This window comes from Acetobacterium sp., assembly GCF_036508315.1.
GTDB lineage: Bacteria > Bacillota > Clostridia > Eubacteriales > Eubacteriaceae > Acetobacterium.
Genome location: NZ_DATCHP010000085.1, coordinates 1 through 17,228, shown reverse-complemented (window position 1 = coordinate 17,228; position 17,228 = coordinate 1). Strand labels below are relative to the sequence as shown.

The following is a 17,228-nucleotide window of genomic DNA, read 5'->3' as shown; positions in this document are numbered from 1 at the left end:
CCTAATACCAGCATAGCTGCTATTAATGCAAGGGTAAACTTTAAAAACCAGTAAAATAGCCATTCTAAGGCAATGTTTTCCCATATAATTTTCATCATTTTTTGATAATGCATAATTCAATCAATACATCAGACAACAGGTTGTAAATGGATTGTAAAAACAATAGTTTACACATAAGCTCCGGCTCTTTTGCAGGGCGTCCAAAATTTTTACAATAGGTATCTTCCAGTAAGCTATTGACAAAACTGAAGTCAACCACATTTTCACATTGTAAAAAGTTCAAAAAAAGCATTGACAAGTAAGCGCAAATGTGATACATTCAAATTATAGAAATATGCAGTTAAATATTTCGAAAATGATATAAACGTTGTGGAATAATTTTTCAACGATAAAGGCAAACCTGCCGAAAGACAGGGACGCAAAACTAAAGGGCCTGTAAAATGGCAGCCAGTTACCGAAAGGAAGATTTGTTTAAGTTAAACTATACAAATTTAATAAATGTCGTCGAATAAACTTTCCAATGAACAAGGCAAACCTGCCGAAAGACAGGGACGCAAAACTAAAGGGCCTGTAAAATGGCAGCCAGTTACTGAATGGAGAGTTTTTTGTATTTTATGATATTGTGAAGTTAAGAGACTGTGAAACCTCCGGGCGCGACTGAAAGAAGCAATTACTTTAGTCGACAGAAGATTCAGAAATCAGCACCAGTTGAAGGTTGACGTATTCAATAATCGATAGTAGGTATTCTTGGACACCACTGATTCATGACGTTTCGAGTCAACAAAACGATATAAATTCTTCCCTTGAAATATGAGAAAGGATAGTAATGAAAGAAAAAATATATTGTATGATTATTTGTGGAAATAAAGATTTTAAATTTGATAAATTAGATTTATTTTAATAATCTTGGAGGATATTTATCCTTCAGGATAAAAACTTGGAGGATAAAATGTCTAAACATGATTATATAAAAGTTCCTGTAAATATTTTGGGAAATATAAGCAGAGAAACCAATATCAAATATGAAGAATTATATGAATTATATGTGGGATCAGCTAAATTGAGTGGGAGGGGTATGCAGTGTATGGCGCTACCTCTTGTCAATAGAATTGTTAAACTTGCTATTGAATACAATATAAAGCTTTATATTGTATTTTACCAACAAACTGGCTACAGTCTACCATCTGATCCAGGATACGTTGCAGAAATTTACAAATTAAAAGTAATTCAAAAGAAGATGTTACAGAATTACAATCAATGAAATTAGGATTAAATTGTTGGAAGATTTATTAATATTAAGGGATACGACCCAACTCAGATCCAGAATATGGATTTGAGTGATGTCACTACGGAAGAAATTAATAGATTTTGATCATTTTGGCCAACAGCTACTTTTTTTAAAAAAATATTTGAATATTTCTCATGGTTGCAGGATTTTGAATATTGATTTTACTCATCAACACATAGGGATAAGTTTAAAATATATCCCCAAAAGCCAAAGGAATGTTGAGTTTCCTTTCATTTTGAAATTTATAAAAGCCCTAATCTCCTTTATTTGAGAGATTAGGGCTTCATTTTTCACACTTTAAATTTCAATATTGATCCATCAGTTAAAGCACTCTTCTTCCTGTAATTATTTTAATCAAAATTACAACAACAGCGATAACGATGAGAATATGAATGAATCCTCCCAGTGTATAAGAGGTAACCATACCAAGAAGCCATAAGATTATGAGAACTGCAGCAATGATCCACAACATAACTTTTCACCCTTTCTTTATTTGAATTTTTATCCAGGTTAATATCCGGAAAGACCCGTAAACTGTTTTTGAATCATTTATTTATCTTTATCCATGTCATTGATTTTTTTTGCAATCTTCTCTTTGGTGTCATCAAGCGTTTCTTTTACATCAGCCTTTTTAGATTGAATTTTACCTTTAAGTTCTGTTTCTTCATTACCCGTTGCTTTTCCAAAAGCCACTTTTGCTTTTCCTGCAATTTTATCTTTTGTGTTTTTAATCTTACTTTTTAACTCTGCCATTTTACACCTCCGTTACATTTTTTTTAATTCGGATTTTGCTTTATTCGTAAATCAATAAATTTAACGATGGGTCTTTCTTACTCTATATTATACACAACTTTATTTGTTTTAACCACATCTTTCGATGCTTCTTAAGTGCAAAGGTGTTTGAGCTAATCCCACGGACACAACCGTCCCCCAGTGTCAATAGGCTAACATTTGCAAATGATAGCTGGTTGATATATAATGTAAGCGATTAACCCAATAGTTTGCCTGGTGAATGAGCAGCCATGAATTTGTTTGTTTTAATGAAGTCTGAAAAGAGAATGAACCAGCGGTTGGAAATGCAACTGAAAATTGAGTAAATAAAGGAAGGGTGATGAACATGTTGTGAACTGTAGCGATAATTCTTGTTGTTTTATGGTTAGTAGGATTAATTTCTTCGTACACGTTTGGTGGATTTATCCATATCCTTCTCGTAATTGCTGTTATTGTAATTGTGGTAAATCTCATTCAAGGCAGGCGTAGATAGAATAAGAATGTTAAAGAGAATCAAACTTTTTTATAAGGATGACAAGCGAATAAATTTGTCAGTAAGAAATTTGAAAATATCGCAGGATGGATTATCGTTCTTTTTATGAGCATAGCAGGTATTTTCTATTTGTAGATTTGATTAGGAACATAGTATCGTAGGCAATAAATACCGACAAAAACGAAGACTGCCCCGGTACCAGTAATATTTCGTTAAAGAGAGGATGTATGAGTATATGACAGGCAAAAAAAATTCAAAAGGGAAGATCAATGGATCAGGACCACTAACCGCTAATAATGCGGCTCTTAATAAAACTTTTGAAACACTGGCTCGCTTAGGGTATGCGGCACGCGGAATTATCTATTTTGTAATTGGATTGCTAGCGGTTCTTTTGGCAGTTGGATATGGAGGGAAGACGACAGATCAGCAGGGTGCTATCTCTGTGATTGGAACGCAACCTGCCGGCCGAATTCTTTTATGGCTTGTTTTGATTGGATTGGTTTGCTATTCATTGTGGGGACTAATCCGGGTTATATTTAATCCGTTCCACCAAGGTCATGATGCAAAGGGTTTTGCAGTCAGAATTGGCTATCTGGTGAGCGCAGCTGCCTACGGGCTGCTGGTAATACCTACATATGCACTCATCTCGGGCGGAGCACAGCCCGCTCAAAGTGGCGCTCAGCAAGGCCAAATTCAGCAATATACAGCCCAGATTCTGGTGATTCCATTTGGACAGTTGTTGGTGGGTATTATGGGTATAATTTTAATCTTAGTTGGTCTCATGCAATTTTTTCAGGGATTAAGCTCGGGCTTTGATCGGCGGATTCACCTCACAAAGCTGAATCCGGTTCAATTGAGAAGGGTCAGGTTTCTCGGCAGATTAGGTACCATAGCCCGGGGAATTGTCTTTGCGCTTATCGGTTTCTTCATAGTTATGGCTGCATATACCGCTAATTCACAGCAAATTAAAGGTTTTGACAGCACCTTAACATATATTGTGCAGCAGCCTTATGGGGTTTGGCTAATGGGTGCGGTTGCTTTGGGTCTTATTTCTTTGGGATTGTATTCCTTGTGTATGTCTGTATTTTTTAGATTGAAAAAATAATAAACCAGGACATAGTTATTTGAAAGGTCGTGTTTTTATGACTGCGAACACTGTTCACACAGATAGAAAGAAGCACAGAAAGTCAGGTGGAATGCAAAGTCCGGATTTTCTGATGCGACATCCTGTTTTTAGCGTCACTATAATTCTCTTAAGCATTATGATTTTTGGAATACTCGCTTATTTCGTGCTCCAGAAAGGATCCCTTGTAAAGTGGGATTTAGATGTCGTAAACCGTATGCATGCAGTGGCTTTATCAAGTCCTGAATGGATTAAAAATGTAATGCTTGCCGGGGATTATCTTGGAAAGCAGGGGTATATAGCGACTGGCGTAATATTGGGTCTCTATTTTCTTATTAAAAGGTTTTGGAAAGAATTGTTTATGGTTATTGTCCTTTATGCTGGGCAGGTTATCCTGTTCTTAGGTTTGGGCAATTTTTTTGCCCGTCAGCGTCCTGTATTTACTGAAAATATCGGAATTGTCATTTCATATCCAAGTTTTCCGAGCGGCCATATGATGAGCGCGGTTATTATGTTTGGACTGTTGGCTTATTTCATTGTGCCAAAGATATCATCATGGGCAGGTAAGACGGCAGCGATACTGCTAGCCGTATTTTTGGTTTTCTTTATTGGTTACAGTCGATTTTTTATGGGGGCACATTATATAACGGATGTTATCGCCGGAATCGCACTAGGTGTCGCTTGGGTAACCCTTGTTATTTTGTCAATTGAAATGATATCCGGAAAGGTAGTGAAAGAAAATGAAAAAGAAAAATAAAAGTAAAAATAAAAATAAACATATTCGTGCCAAATTGATAGCGAACCCGGGGGCAGGAAATGAAGTGGATGCTCCTTCTCTTTTGGAACAGGCGGTTCGCTGCCTGACCAATCATGGAATAAAAGTAGACGTTGTGTATGCATCACCCAAAAAGGTGGCTCAAATCCTTGCCAAAAAAGCTGTTAAAAAGGGCTATAAAATTGTAATTGCTATGGGCGGAGATGGAACGATCGGGGAAGTCATTCGAGGTATAGCCGGCTCAGACGTGAAACTGGGAGTTATTGTCGGAGGAACCATGAACGATATTGCCGCAAGTCTTGGTATCCCTGAAGACGTTGAGGCTGCATGTGCATTGATCGCAAAGGGCGATACGCGTGAGTTGGATCTCGGGCAAATCAAAACCCACAAACATAAGAAATTCTATTTCTTTATGGTAACCGTAATCGGCCTGACTGCAGCCCTGTATCCAGATGTCAAAAAAATACCTAAGGGTAAATTAAAGGAGAAATTTGCTTCTATGAAGGATGCAATTGTGACATTAGTAGAACATGAAGCGAAACCTGAAGTTTTGCTGACTTTTGATGACGAAAGCAAAATCAAGGTAGAGACGATGGTGGTAACGATAGCGAATAGTCCGCTCATTGGATCCAAAAATCTGGTGGCGCCAGACGCCTCAATGGAGGACGGACTCTTTGATATCTCGGTATTTCCTGATTATAACAAGGCGGAAGTTCTTAGCTATTTTCAAAGGACCGCGGAAGAAAATCTGATTTCAGACGGGAAACTTCAACGTTTTCGGGCTCATAAAGTAAAAGTCAAATCCACACCAAAGTTGGAAATTGCAGCAGATGGGATTTCCTTAGGAAAAGGCTCGTGTACAATCAAAATGCACAGAAAAGCACTGCGTGTATTTGTGCCGCCGATCGGTTTAGGTGCTGAAAAGTCGCAGGAGGATGGAGAAGAAGAATTATCTGCCCCACTTTCTCCTTTTATTAAGCAAAACAAAGAATCGTCAACCTAAGAAAGATTCTATTTCAGGACGAAACAATTTTAAGGCGGTACAAAAAAATGAAAAAATCGATCAAACCCGTTAAAACTGAAAAACCGCAAAATGATGCTGTCGAAGCGGTTAAAGACAAGACTCCCTCGCCCGTTGAAAGTCGGAGAAAAGCACGTCTGTTTCAACTGAGTGTTGGCATAATGCTTGCAGCTTTTGCGGTTTTGACATTCTTAGTGATCACCGTTCCTTCATTTACGATCGATTTAAATATTTCGATTGCTTTGCAATTGATCAATAATCCGGTTTTTTTCGGGCTGATGACCTTCATAAGTTGGGTTGGGTTTTCACCGCAATCGACAATAGTAACTGCCGTTATTATTGTGACTCTTTTTGCTCTGGGGTATCGGTGGGAGTCCACAGTCGCTTTGGTCATCGCGGTGATTATTCCATTACTCAACTTTCTCATAAAAACTTTGGTCCACCGTCCTCGTCCGGGCGTGGATCTGATTCACGTAGTCAATGTACTCAGTGACTATAGTTTCCCTAGCGGACATGTCATGTTTTATACAGGGTTTTTCGGATTTGTCTGTTTCCTGACTTATATACTGCTCAAACCATTCTGGCTACGGACTTTGCTGTTTATTATCTTTGGCAGTCACATTGTCCTGGTTGGAATATCTCGCATTTATCTTGGCCAGCACTGGGCCAGTGATGTGTTAGGAGCATATCTAGTGGGAGGGGTATGTCTTATTGCCGGTATTCATTTTTATCGTTGGGGAAAAACACGCTTTTTTGTTCATCGCAAGCGCTTAAATAAAAGGTTCCACAAAAAATAAAATAGAACTGGCGCATCTTAGAACCGTCGCCTATGTGTTTGCTACATTCTCATTAATTTATTTATTGTGGGTTCCGATGACATCGCGTTTGATCCGATCTTCGACACGTCGGTTTAACCACATAATTGCTGTTTCAATATGAACTAACGCCATCGCATTTTCGGTACATTCAAACTCGCCTTCCTGAAATAACTTTAAGCGATCCCTGACAATCTCAAGTAAATCAGAATCAATCACACCCAATTCTGATCCCGGTTCTTGTCGAGCCCCTTGTTGAAACTTAATTCTTGCAAGTTCTATTGGCTCATCGTTATCATTCGTTTGAATGACATATTCGTGATAGGCATTTCCTACCCCCTTTTCAGCGGCTCGATAAACATCATTTAAACTACCTTTGTACTGTACCGTTGTTAATTTACCACTCATTTCCGGGCCTCTTTCTACCTCTTATTAAGGTTTTAAATTATTTTGATCGTTTTCATTTGTAGCACTAAATATCTTATAGACGACTTGGATCACAAAATCTCCGGATCATATAAAATCAATGATTTTCTAAACTTACCTAATAATTAACCACATTCTTCTTTTAATTATTTCAGCATTACGTTCTTATAAAAAAGATTATATTATATTATTACCCAAATCTATATAGTTAATGCACTTTTAATATCTATTTTTAGCACACCAAGATTAATTTGTGCACCACGATAATTATCTTCCAATCTTAGGAGGTATGTTCTTAAATAATATTTTTTTCATCTAATTTACTTCATGACTCATTGAGTTTTGTCAACACTGACGTTTTTAATGACACATTTCAATTTGAAAACGCTTGACAAAAGCCATCCTTCATAATATTATTATAAAAAGGTATATTATGTCAAAATACCTTATGTTGCAAGGGAGCTTCAAATATACTGTATATAATGCGTATATTATACAGGAGTTCTTTTTTTTTGCTTATTGACATTAGATTTGGAGGAAAATTAAGTGATTAAACTTCAAGGTGTAAATAAATTTTTCGGAGAGCACCATGTGCTGAAAGATATTAATTTAACTGTTGCAGAAGGGGAAAAATTGGTTATTATCGGCCCGTCAGGTTCTGGTAAAAGCACCACCGTACGGTGTATGAATTTTTTAGAAACTCCCACTTCTGGACATGTTTTTATTGATGGGGAAGAACTCACCGCGAAAAATAAGATTCAACTTGTTCGCCGAACATCGGCCATGGTATTTCAGAGTTTTAACTTGTATCCTCATAAAACTGTGTTGGAAAATCTGACACTGGCACCGATCAAATTACAAAAAGTTCCTAAAGAAGAAGCCATCAAAAAAGCAAAAAAATATTTAGCAATTGTAGGTCTTAGTGAAAAGGCAAATGCTTATCCGTCAACCTTATCCGGCGGACAACAACAGCGTGTAGCTATTGCAAGAGCGCTGGCAACAGAACGAAAGATTATACTTTTTGATGAACCGACATCAGCTCTTGACCCGGAAACAGTTCAAGAAGTGCTCGATGTTATGATTAAACTCTCAAAAGAGAATATCACAATGGTGGTTGTTAGCCACGAAATGGGTTTTGCCCGTGTCGTTGCGGACCGTGTCATATTTATGGATGACGGTCGAATTGTTGAAGAAGGAAAACCGGAGCATTTCTTTGAAAATCCTTCCGAGGAACGAACGAAACTTTTTCTTAGTAAGATCTTGCGTTAATTTCTAATATTTGTACAGCGATATTAGTTTTATAATTATTCTATTTAGGAGGAAAATGATTATGAAAAAGATGCTTTCTGTTCTACTTGTTTTATGCCTGGCTTTTACACTGGCAGCATGTTCGTCTTCAACTGATTCAAGTGATACTGCTACAACTGATGGCGGTCTTGATGCAGTCGTTAAAGCTGGTGTTTTAAGAGTCGGTGTTAAAGAAGACGTTCCGAATTTCGGACTTAGAAACACTCAAACCGGTGAAATCGAAGGATTCGAAATTGATATTGTTAAACTTCTTGCAGGAAAAATTCTTGGGGATGAAAATGCTTATGAATTAACACCGGTAACCGCTAAAACACGTGGGCCATTACTTGATAATGGCGAAGTTGATCTCGTTGTCGCAACATTCACCATTACCGATGAACGACGATTAACTTATAATTTCTCAACCGCTTACTATGAAGATGCTGTCGGTCTTTTAGTTAAAAAAGATGCCGGTTACAAAGGACTTGCCGACATGAATGGTAAAGTAATTGGCGTTGCTCAAAGTGCAACTTCCAAAGAGGCTGTTCAAAAAGTGGCTGATGGACTTGGTATTAAAGTATCATTCTCAGAATACGCAACATACCCGGAAATCAAGGCGGCATTAGACTCAGGACGCGTTGATGCTTTCTGTGTTGATGGATCAATCCTTGGTGGATACCTTGATGATACAACCGTGATTTTACCTGATCGATATGCGCCACAACAATATGGTGTTGCATCCAAGCTTAATAATATCGCACTTTCTAAGGCTGTTGACGGTTATATCAGCGGCGGGATCGCAGACGGAACGATTGAAGGCCTAATTAATAAGTGGGGACTTAAATACTAATGAAAAGTTCTAATCCTTTCGCCTTATGGCGTTGGGAGAAGTTGTTTGGAGAATGGCAAATGTTTGGCGAAGGGTTTTTGCGAACGATTGAGATCGCAGCCCTCGCCTTAATCCTTGCTCTTGTTCTGGGTATTATCTTTGGTGTTTTCTCGACATCAAACAATAAAATAATGCGAGGGATATCAAGGATTTATGTTGAGTTCTTTCAAAACACTCCCCTCGTTATACAGATTTTCTTTATGTACAACGGTCTTGCAATTGCAGGGCTTCGGCTTAGTGTGTTTGTGATTGGTGTTTTAGGGGTAGGTATTTATCATGGCGCTTATGTTTCTGAGGTTGTTAAAACCGGAATTACTTCAATTCCAGTCGGCCAAGTCGAAGCTGCAAAGTCCCAGGGTTTTACCTATCTCCAATATATGCGATATATCATCCTACCGCAGACAATCAAAATTATTCTCCCACCGCTCACAAATCAATCGGTTAACCTCATTAAAAACACGTCAGTCCTGGCAATGATTTCAGGTTTTGATTTGATGTATGTGGCAGATTCCTGGGCATCTTCCAGTCTCGATTACGGACCATCCTATGTCCTGGCAGGCCTTTTGTATTTTATGCTCTGTTTCCCATTGGCAACTTGGGCAAGAAAATACGAAGAACGCCTAAAACTAAACGATATAGCTCGTATTCCCTTTGATAAAAGGGAGGTGGCAGTACCATGATAGATGTTTTTACTAATGTATTTACGCCCTCAAACGTTCAATTTATGTTCAAGGGACTCTTGTTAACATTGTCCCTTTCAGTATCAGTTGTCATCATCTCAATCATTTTCGGCACAATCCTGGCGTTACTGCGAACCTATGAAAAACGGTTTTTTGGCAAATTAGCCGGATTCTATATTGAAGTGTTTCGAAATACACCGTTACTGCTTTGGATTCTCGTGTGTTGCTTTATGATTCCATATGGTACGATTGTAATCCGTGGCGCGTTGGCATTGACATTGTATACATCCGCAATCATCGCTGAAATTGTACGTGGTGGTTTAAATTCCGTCGATGATGGGCAATTTGAAGCAGCACTATCCCAAGGTTTTACGTTGATCCAAACATTGATGTACATTGTACTCCCGCAATGTTTTAAAAATATTATTCCTTCCCTCTTATCGCAAGTCATTACGACCATTAAAGATACTTCATTTTTACAGGTTGTTGCGATTCCAGAGTATACGCGAAGCGGATTCGTTGTTATGGGACGATATACCAATACTGCGGAAGTCTTCATGATTTTTACGGTACTGGCAGTTGGTTACTTTGTGATTTGTTTTAGTCTTTCTTGTGTTGTTCGCAGCTATCAAAAAAGAATTGAAATAGTCCGATAATGAACCGAAAATGATATAATCATCCTTTTGTAATAGCATATAGATAAAGTCATGAATTTAAAGAAAATCCATGACTTTGTTATATTTTTTGCCACTAAATATCACAACACAATACTGTTAATTGGGATAAAAGCTTTACATGCGGTGATACACGTGGTAAGGTATGGTCTAATCTAAATTTTTCAAGAAAGTTGCATTAATTTATGAATGCAACCACTAAATGTGGAATTCAGGTTAGACAAAAGATAATCATAAAATTTTAAGGAGGATTTATTATGTCTATTGCAGATCAAGTACTTGGGTATATTACGCCTGTTGTTAATTTTGTTGCGAATTTAATAGAACAGGCTACCGGTCTTTTCAGTAGTTTTTTATAGGAGCAAGCACTCAATTGATTTTTTTATAACATTCAAGGAGACTGTAAATGATCCTGTGTAAATGATTGGTTTGCCGGCTGGTTCAATGGCTGCAACTGGAATAAATGCATTAACACATTAAAATGTGAAGATTAAATTACAAAAAAAACCCCAAGAGCATTTCGCTCTTGGGTTTTTTTTTACTATTTCATAAATTTATATCGGCTAACCCACTCTTTCCAAAAGCCTGCTTTAAATCAGCAATGATATCTTTTATACCCAGACTCAATCGAAAGAATCCGTTATGGAACTCTTCTGGATATAAATATTATCTTTCATCTCTTTCGCATAGTTAAAGACATGTAAAAAGATTGCCAAAAAGATCAAACTAATTGGAAAGTCAATTAAAGAGGTTAGCGTTTGGTTTCGAAAAGTTGTGCACTTGATGATAGGTTTCCCTGTCACTTATTACTACAGACTGCTTCAAGAGATATGCGTTATAATCAGCTGGAAAGAATGGATTATTTTTATTCTGGAAGGATTGGAAGAGGTTGCAAATAAAACTCCGATTTGAGAAATTATGGGAAGCTAAGGGTGAAAAAATATTCTGATGGATGATTTATTTAATTCGTTTAATGCGTTATTGCAGTATGGCCCATTACATAGCTGGAAGGCACTGTTAACAACGCTGCTGGTTATTGCAATTCTGGGAGCTGTGGTGATTTTGAATAAGGGACAATGGACCAGGAAAGAAAAGTGGTCCAGAACGGCCCTTTTGTTTTACATATATATAATAATTTTATACACGCTTTTGACAAGGACAGTCAAAAATCATTTTGATTATAACTGGCTTCCATTTTGGTCGTATCAATACATTTGGTCGACCCATGATTTTGGGATAGCGTTAGAAGTCTTTATAAACTGTCTGATGTTTATTCCGTTTGGGCTATTAGCGCCCTTCGCTATGGTTCAAGATAAAGTAATAAAGCGTAAGATCGTTATAATTTCCGGATTTGCTCTTTCAGCTTCGGTGGAGTGCCTCCAGCTTTTTACGAAAACCGGATTGTTCGAGTGGGATGATATTATCCACAATACGATTGGCGTAATCGTTGGCTACGGTATTTATCTCTATATCAGGAACCAGGATTTTCAAGAAGCAAAGTGGTATTTTTTGCCATTGGGTGTTGTGCTTCTTGGATTGATCGTGGCAATGATATGAATACAATGCTTGTCTTAACACGCCATCGATTTCTGGTTAAAACGGCAACGACTAATAATTCCCCCCTAAATCTGCTATAGCCATTCTCTCCGAACTGACTCTGCCTGTGAAATCTCCGAAAACGAAATCTGTTGTATTAATCTTGACCGTTAAATCAGTGCCTTTTTCGTTGATACCATTTTTTTCTTGATTCGTGTTCATAGTTACCCCATAAATAAAATAGCATTGGATATTGATATATATTCCTTGAAATAACATCGAAAAGAATATAAAATATTGGAAAGAACCACTTTTCAATTGACAAATACAATTCGAATAAATAGAAAGGATAGGATATGGGTTAATATGAAATTACAAACTAAAACGACCATTATTATAATATTGATCTTCACTATTTTTTCCGTATTTATTTTAAGCACACAATCTCTGGGGGTTATTCCTAAATTTAAAGAGATTAATATTGAGAAGGCTTATGATGAGATTGATGAGGGTTTAAGAGTGACTGAGGATGAAATAAATAATATGTCGGTTATCACAAGCGATTATGCTATTTGGGATGATACCTACATTTTTACAAATGATCACAATGACAACTATATCAGTGATAATTTCACAGAAGATACTCTAGTCAATCTCAATGCGTCCTTTGCTGGTATTTACAGTGATAATTCGTTATTTTCTTCTTTTAATACATTTGCTGATCCTGAGGAAGCAAAGCTCTTAGAGCAAGCTCTACTTAAACTTGGATTTTCTCAAAGTGATGAGATCAGCGGATTTATTACCTCTGGAGATAAAACATATATGTTTGCTTCAAAGCGGATTTCAACCACGGATGGATCCCAGTCATCAAATTACCATTTCGTCTTTGTCAGAGACTACCTGGATTATACAAACGAAAAACTGAGTACGATTCCAGGTGCGTCATTGGAGATTATTGAATTTTCTGCCATGACAACTGAAGAAAAGCAGCGTTTAGATAATCTTTTTTCAACCCAGGAGTATCATCCGAATGAGTCCCATCTGTCAGAAAAAACGGTTTATGAAATGCCAACAGAAGATTTCATTGTTGTCTACACCTATTTATACGACGTCAACGGGGAACCCTTTGCTGTCATGAAGTCAAAAACAAGCACCTCCATCATCCTTGAAAGCAGAAATTTAGTTATACAAACAGCCGTTTTCCTTTTTATTATCGGAGTTGCATTAGCATTAATCGTTGCGTTTTACATCAACCGATCAATGATCAGACCCATCAATCGATTAAAAGCAGGACTGAATTTAATCCTGAAACAGGGCAATACAACGGATCTTACCAACGATTTTTCGGTTTTTTTAAGAAATGATGAAATCGGTGACTTAACCAGGAATTTTATAAAAGTCAGCGACGATATAAAGGCCGCCAGAGGAGAAAGTGAGCGTGTTAATGCGCAACTTAAAAAAATGGCATTCTATGATACGTTAACCGGTTTACCAAATCGTTCTTTGTTCTATGACCATTTTGAACAGGCAATTTCAAGATCAACCAGGAACAACGATATAACGGCGGTTTTATTTATTGATCTTGATGGGTTTAAATTAGTGAATGATACATTCGGACATAATAATGGGGATTTACTCCTTATCGAAATCGGGAAGAGAATTAAGAAGCACATTCGAGAATCTGACTTAGTTTCCAGATTAGGGGGGGATGAATATACGGTGGTGTGTGAGGATATTAAAGAGAAGAGTGATCTGGCTAAAATTGCTGATGATATATTAGTCGAAATATCCAGGGACTTTATCATTTCCGGAAAAACAATCAGTGTGAGTGCAAGCATCGGTATTGCAATATTTCCAGATGATGGGGATACCTTTGAAGAGCTCATTATAAAAGCAGATTCGGCCATGTATCGATCGAAAACAAATGGAAATAATTGTTATACATTTGTATCAAGTGCGGATAAAATAAAGGATATCCCTAAGATCATCTTGATTAGTCGATTAAAGAAAGCATCCGAACACTCGGAATTTCAATTAGTTTATCAAGCTCAGGTGAAAATTGATGCTAATGAAACCAAAATTTTCGGTGCTGAAGTTCTCGTCCGATGGACTGATGAAAATGGACAGATATTAGCACCAGATGATTTCATAAATCTTGAAGAAGAAACCGGGCTGATCATTCCCATCGGCCAGTGGGTGATTGAAGAAGCCTGTAAGACCATTCGTGAGCTGGAAAGATTAGCAAAACAGATCCCTATTAGCGTCAATGTATCCATTAAACAGTTCAAATCAAAGGATTTGGTAGATATTGTAAAATCGGCCATTGAGAAGAATCATATCAATCCTCAACATTTGTTTATTGAAACAACAGGGAGTATTTTCCCGGAAGATGAGATAAAAGTATTGTCAATCATTAAGGAATTAAAGGCCCTGGGGGTGAAAATCGTACTGAATGATTTTTGGACAGGTTATTCTTCATTAAGTTTAGTCAGTAGGTTACCCTTTGATTTCTTTAAAGTTGATATGTCATTTATTCAAAATCCTGGAAATATAAAGGAAAAAAATTTGGGCACTGTCATCATTTCAATGATAGAAACGTTGAACATGCAATCCATTATTGAAGGGGTTGAAACACGGGAGCAAGTGGATTATTTTTTGAAAAACGGAGGAAAGATTTTTCAAGGCCGTTATTTTAGCGAACCTCTGAAAAAAGAAGATTTTTTTGATTTGTTACAGGGTAAACCGTCCAGGGAATTAACAACAGAAGAAAGTTGAACAAATCGTCGCAGGATGGGAATAAAAGAAGCCTGTACTTTTTGATATCACTCCAGCCAGTCAATTAATGGTTAGTCTCCTCTCCGATTATAGAAATAATTTTCAGTGACATTTTCTCCATTTATACAATAGTCTTGTTATTTCCGGGTGCTTTTACCTGATTTTCGTCCTGATTTTCGTCTCGTTTTCAATTGAAAAATGTTCTTCAAAAATCAATAATATCAGTATTGTATAACTGAGATAACCATTGCGTATTATAACATTAAAGCCGGAGGAAACCCCCGGCTTTTTTCAAAAAATAGATTCATTGTTTAAAGTTGGGGGTTGCAGGGTAATATAGTAAATAAGAAAAAATGACTGACAGTAACTTATCGGATCGAAAAGATTTAAGAAATTCGACGAGTAAATATAACCGGAAACGAAACGGAAGTGATTTTTTGCCGACGTTGCACTGCTGATTGAAACTCTGACCAGTTGAACAAACAGAGTCCACAGTCTTTCAAGTACGAAGTCAACGCTTAAAGTGCATTATCTTGCAGCCAATAAAGGATTACGGGTTGCCTTTATTAATAACCTGAATTTATGATACAGGGAGGAGGATCCTGAATAATTTGATTTTGTGTTTTAATAACCGTGTGTATCAATAAACAAATGATTTTAAAATTAACAAAGGGAGGTTAAAAATATGAAAAGAGGATTGCAAAAAGGAATCAGCTTATTAACCGTCATGGTGATGTTAATGAGTTTGGCACCGATGGGGGTAGCAGCAAAGGATACAAGTGCTGAAAATAAAGCAGCTGCAAAACAAGAAAGCCAGAGTGTGAACGGCACCGAAACAGATGCGATCAACAGCACACAGGATGTAAACGTTTCAGAGACCAAACCCATAACGACAACAGATGAAAAAAAGACATTGGAATATCAGGGGTTTCGGTATCAGGAAGAACAGGGGGGTCTCACCCTCATTTCCTATAGCGGGAAATTAAACGAGACAAAGATCCTGGAAATACCCGAAAAGATTGACAATAAAGCAATAACACAAATCGCTAAAGAAGCATTTAAAGACAACAAAGAGATTAAAGAGGTAAAAATACCAAAAGGAGTTGCCAAAATTGATGGAACTGCCTTTTACGGCTGTACTGGTCTTGAAAAGATCACTGTTGATAAAGACAATACCGCTTACTATGACGAAAACGGAAAACTTTATCAAAGCAATAACAAGGAACTGGTTATCAAACCGGAAAACTGGAAAGACAGCGAAACAAATAAAAAAGTAACCGAGGTGGTACCAAATGATAAAACAACAAGTATTGGTACTGCGGCCGAAAATGGAAATGAAAAAATAACCATAAAAAGTCTGGACGAAATACCGGTACTGAGCGAAAATTCGGATATTGCGAACCAAATTGTGGTTATTTATAAGCAAAGCAGTGATTCAAATATTCAAAGCCTGTCTTTAACAACAAATGAAATTAGTGGAGTAGAACACGTTTCAGATCGGGTGGATGTTTTTGAAATAAATACCAAGGCTGTCATTGAAACAATGATCAATAAAATTTCTGAAAGCCCCAATGTTTTGGCAGTTGATAAGAATCAGAAAATTGAAATAACCGCACTTCCCAATGATCCTTATATTATCAACGGTAGTGCCTGGCAATTTCAAAATATCGGAACAGATAAAACCTGGAATACAGTTTCCAATTCAACACCGGTTGTCGTAGCCGTTTTGGATACGGGTTTAAATACAAACCATCCGGATCTTCAGGGTCGCAGTGTCAATGGATATGATTACATTAGAGACACTACAGCTGTCATTGATCTTATGGGGCATGGCACGTGGGTGAGTGGCTGTGCTGCAGCGGTTGCAAATAATGGCATCGGAATAGCAGGAATTGCAGGGACGGCCAATGTAAAAATTGCCCCTTATCGTGTAGGCGGCAAAGATGCCGAAGATTATTATATCTATACTGCCTATGAATGTGCTGCGCTGATGGCGGCAGGAGACCGTTCGGATGTAAAAGTAATCAACATGAGTTTTGGACATTACGGTGGTACTAATGATGTTGAAGCAGCAGCCATTAAATATGCTGCGGATAGGGGAAAAATTCTGCTGGCTTCATCGGGTAATGAAGGTAATAACTATTGGTATGCTGGCCAATATTCTTATCCGGCATCCTATGATAATGTAATATCTGTTGCGGCAACCACAAGCAATAACGACATTGCTTATTTTTCCCAGTATAACGATAGGGTGGATCTCAGCGCTCCAGGTGTTGCTGTTTATACAACATCAAAGGATGGTGCTTACGGAGCAGTCAGCGGAACATCTTTTTCGTCTCCCATTACTGCCGGAGCCTGTGCGGTTCTATTGGCAGCAAGCCCAAATTTGGGTGCAGCCGGTGTGGAGAAAGCATTAAAGGACACCGCAAATGATTTGGGGAGTCCTGGAAAGGATAATGACTTCGGCTACGGATTAATCCGACTGGATCAGGCACTGGCATCGGTGAAACCGTTAACGGTAGACAGCTTTAAAGCCGATAAAGCGTCCGGCCAGAATATTAACACCAGTATTAACCTGACAGCGGCTGGAAGCGGCGGAAAAACGCCGTATCTGTACAAATTTTATTACAAGCTGGGAACTGCCACAACGGTGATACGGGATTTTTCAGCAACGG

The 17,228-nt window shown here is 37.7% G+C and carries 17 protein-coding genes, 1 pseudogene and 2 riboswitches; of the genes and pseudogenes, 13 read left to right on the top strand and 5 right to left on the bottom strand.

The genetic code is table 11. From position 1 onward, the window contains the following. Window positions 1–115 precede the first annotated feature (115 nt). A pseudogene (locus VIK44_RS10365) lies at window positions 116–265 on the bottom strand (transposase); the annotation flags it as partial. 118 nt (window positions 266–383) lie between these two features. Beyond that, window positions 384–459: riboswitch (cyclic di-GMP riboswitch) on the top strand. 59 nt (window positions 460–518) lie between these two features. Further along, window positions 519–594, top strand: a riboswitch (cyclic di-GMP riboswitch). A gap of 355 nt (window positions 595–949) precedes the next feature. Between VIK44_RS10365 and VIK44_RS10360 the strand changes: the two are divergent. Further along, a complete protein-coding gene (locus VIK44_RS10360; RefSeq protein WP_331553830.1) occupies window positions 950–1,261 on the top strand; it encodes a hypothetical protein in 312 nt (103 codons plus the stop codon). Window positions 1,262–1,610: 349 nt separating this feature from the next. Here VIK44_RS10360 and VIK44_RS10355 read toward each other — a convergent pair whose 3' ends face one another. Further along, on the bottom strand, window positions 1,611–1,760 hold the full coding sequence (locus VIK44_RS10355) for a lmo0937 family membrane protein (protein WP_331553829.1): 150 nt from the start codon (window positions 1,758–1,760) through the stop codon (window positions 1,611–1,613). Window positions 1,761–1,837: 77 nt separating this feature from the next. After that, the gene (locus VIK44_RS10350) at window positions 1,838–2,041 is read right to left on the bottom strand and encodes a CsbD family protein (RefSeq protein WP_331553828.1); all 204 of its coding nucleotides are present in this window, start codon (window positions 2,039–2,041) and stop codon (window positions 1,838–1,840) included. Window positions 2,042–2,423: 382 nt separating this feature from the next. Here VIK44_RS10350 and VIK44_RS14255 point away from each other — a divergent pair, with 382 nt between their 5' ends. The 5 genes from VIK44_RS14255 to VIK44_RS10330 all read left to right on the top strand — a co-directional run bounded on the left by VIK44_RS14255 (window position 2,424) and on the right by VIK44_RS10330 (window position 6,268). Beyond that, window positions 2,424–2,552, top strand: a complete 129-nt coding sequence (locus VIK44_RS14255) for a lmo0937 family membrane protein (RefSeq protein ID WP_414637075.1) — start codon at window positions 2,424–2,426, stop codon at window positions 2,550–2,552. Window positions 2,553–2,787: 235 nt separating this feature from the next. Continuing rightward, the gene (locus tag VIK44_RS10345) at window positions 2,788–3,657 is read left to right on the top strand and encodes a DUF1206 domain-containing protein (protein ID WP_331553826.1); all 870 of its coding nucleotides are present in this window, start codon (window positions 2,788–2,790) and stop codon (window positions 3,655–3,657) included. Window positions 3,658–3,676: 19 nt separating this feature from the next. Further along, a complete protein-coding gene (locus VIK44_RS10340; RefSeq protein ID WP_331553825.1) occupies window positions 3,677–4,432 on the top strand; it encodes a phosphatase PAP2 family protein in 756 nt (251 codons plus the stop codon). After that, a complete protein-coding gene (locus VIK44_RS10335) occupies window positions 4,416–5,453 on the top strand; it encodes a diacylglycerol/lipid kinase family protein (RefSeq protein WP_331553824.1) in 1,038 nt (345 codons plus the stop codon). Before VIK44_RS10340 ends, VIK44_RS10335 begins: the two co-directional genes overlap by 17 nt. A gap of 47 nt (window positions 5,454–5,500) precedes the next feature. After that, window positions 5,501–6,268 (top strand): phosphatase PAP2 family protein, encoded by a 768-nt coding sequence (locus VIK44_RS10330; RefSeq protein ID WP_331553823.1) that lies wholly within the window; start codon window positions 5,501–5,503, stop codon window positions 6,266–6,268. Window positions 6,269–6,325: 57 nt separating this feature from the next. Here the strand turns inward: VIK44_RS10330 and VIK44_RS10325 are convergent, their stop codons facing one another. Further along, window positions 6,326–6,694: an ABC transporter ATPase gene (locus tag VIK44_RS10325; protein WP_331553822.1), complete on the bottom strand. Its 369-nt coding sequence runs from the start codon at window positions 6,692–6,694 to the stop codon at window positions 6,326–6,328. A gap of 564 nt (window positions 6,695–7,258) precedes the next feature. Between VIK44_RS10325 and VIK44_RS10320 the strand changes: the two genes are divergently transcribed. The 5 genes from VIK44_RS10320 to VIK44_RS10300 all read left to right on the top strand — a co-directional run bounded on the left by VIK44_RS10320 (window position 7,259) and on the right by VIK44_RS10300 (window position 11,799). Further along, complete coding sequence (locus VIK44_RS10320) at window positions 7,259–7,981, top strand: amino acid ABC transporter ATP-binding protein (RefSeq protein ID WP_331553821.1); 723 nt, start codon at window positions 7,259–7,261, stop codon at window positions 7,979–7,981. Window positions 7,982–8,042: 61 nt separating this feature from the next. Continuing rightward, on the top strand, window positions 8,043–8,849 hold the full coding sequence (locus VIK44_RS10315) for a transporter substrate-binding domain-containing protein (protein WP_414637074.1): 807 nt from the start codon (window positions 8,043–8,045) through the stop codon (window positions 8,847–8,849). Then, window positions 8,849–9,568: an amino acid ABC transporter permease gene (locus VIK44_RS10310; protein ID WP_331553819.1), complete on the top strand. Its 720-nt coding sequence runs from the start codon at window positions 8,849–8,851 to the stop codon at window positions 9,566–9,568. The genes VIK44_RS10315 and VIK44_RS10310 overlap by 1 nt, the downstream gene beginning before the upstream one ends. Then, window positions 9,565–10,224 (top strand): amino acid ABC transporter permease, encoded by a 660-nt coding sequence (locus tag VIK44_RS10305; protein WP_331553818.1) that lies wholly within the window; start codon window positions 9,565–9,567, stop codon window positions 10,222–10,224. The genes VIK44_RS10310 and VIK44_RS10305 overlap by 4 nt, the downstream gene beginning before the upstream one ends. A 966-nt stretch (window positions 10,225–11,190) precedes the next feature. Further along, window positions 11,191–11,799 (top strand): VanZ family protein, encoded by a 609-nt coding sequence (locus VIK44_RS10300; RefSeq protein WP_331553817.1) that lies wholly within the window; start codon window positions 11,191–11,193, stop codon window positions 11,797–11,799. A 51-nt stretch (window positions 11,800–11,850) separates the two neighbouring features. Here the strand turns inward: VIK44_RS10300 and VIK44_RS10295 are convergent, their stop codons facing one another. Beyond that, complete coding sequence (locus VIK44_RS10295; RefSeq protein WP_331553816.1) at window positions 11,851–12,000, bottom strand: hypothetical protein; 150 nt, start codon at window positions 11,998–12,000, stop codon at window positions 11,851–11,853. Between the two features lie 144 nt (window positions 12,001–12,144). Between VIK44_RS10295 and VIK44_RS10290 the strand changes: the two genes are divergently transcribed. Both VIK44_RS10290 and VIK44_RS10285 read left to right on the top strand, forming a co-directional pair. Then, the gene (locus VIK44_RS10290; RefSeq protein ID WP_331553815.1) at window positions 12,145–14,553 is read left to right on the top strand and encodes an EAL domain-containing protein; all 2,409 of its coding nucleotides are present in this window, start codon (window positions 12,145–12,147) and stop codon (window positions 14,551–14,553) included. Between the two features lie 685 nt (window positions 14,554–15,238). Beyond that, on the top strand, window positions 15,239–17,228 hold a 1,990-nt coding region (locus VIK44_RS10285; RefSeq protein ID WP_331553814.1), incomplete at its 3' end, for a S8 family serine peptidase.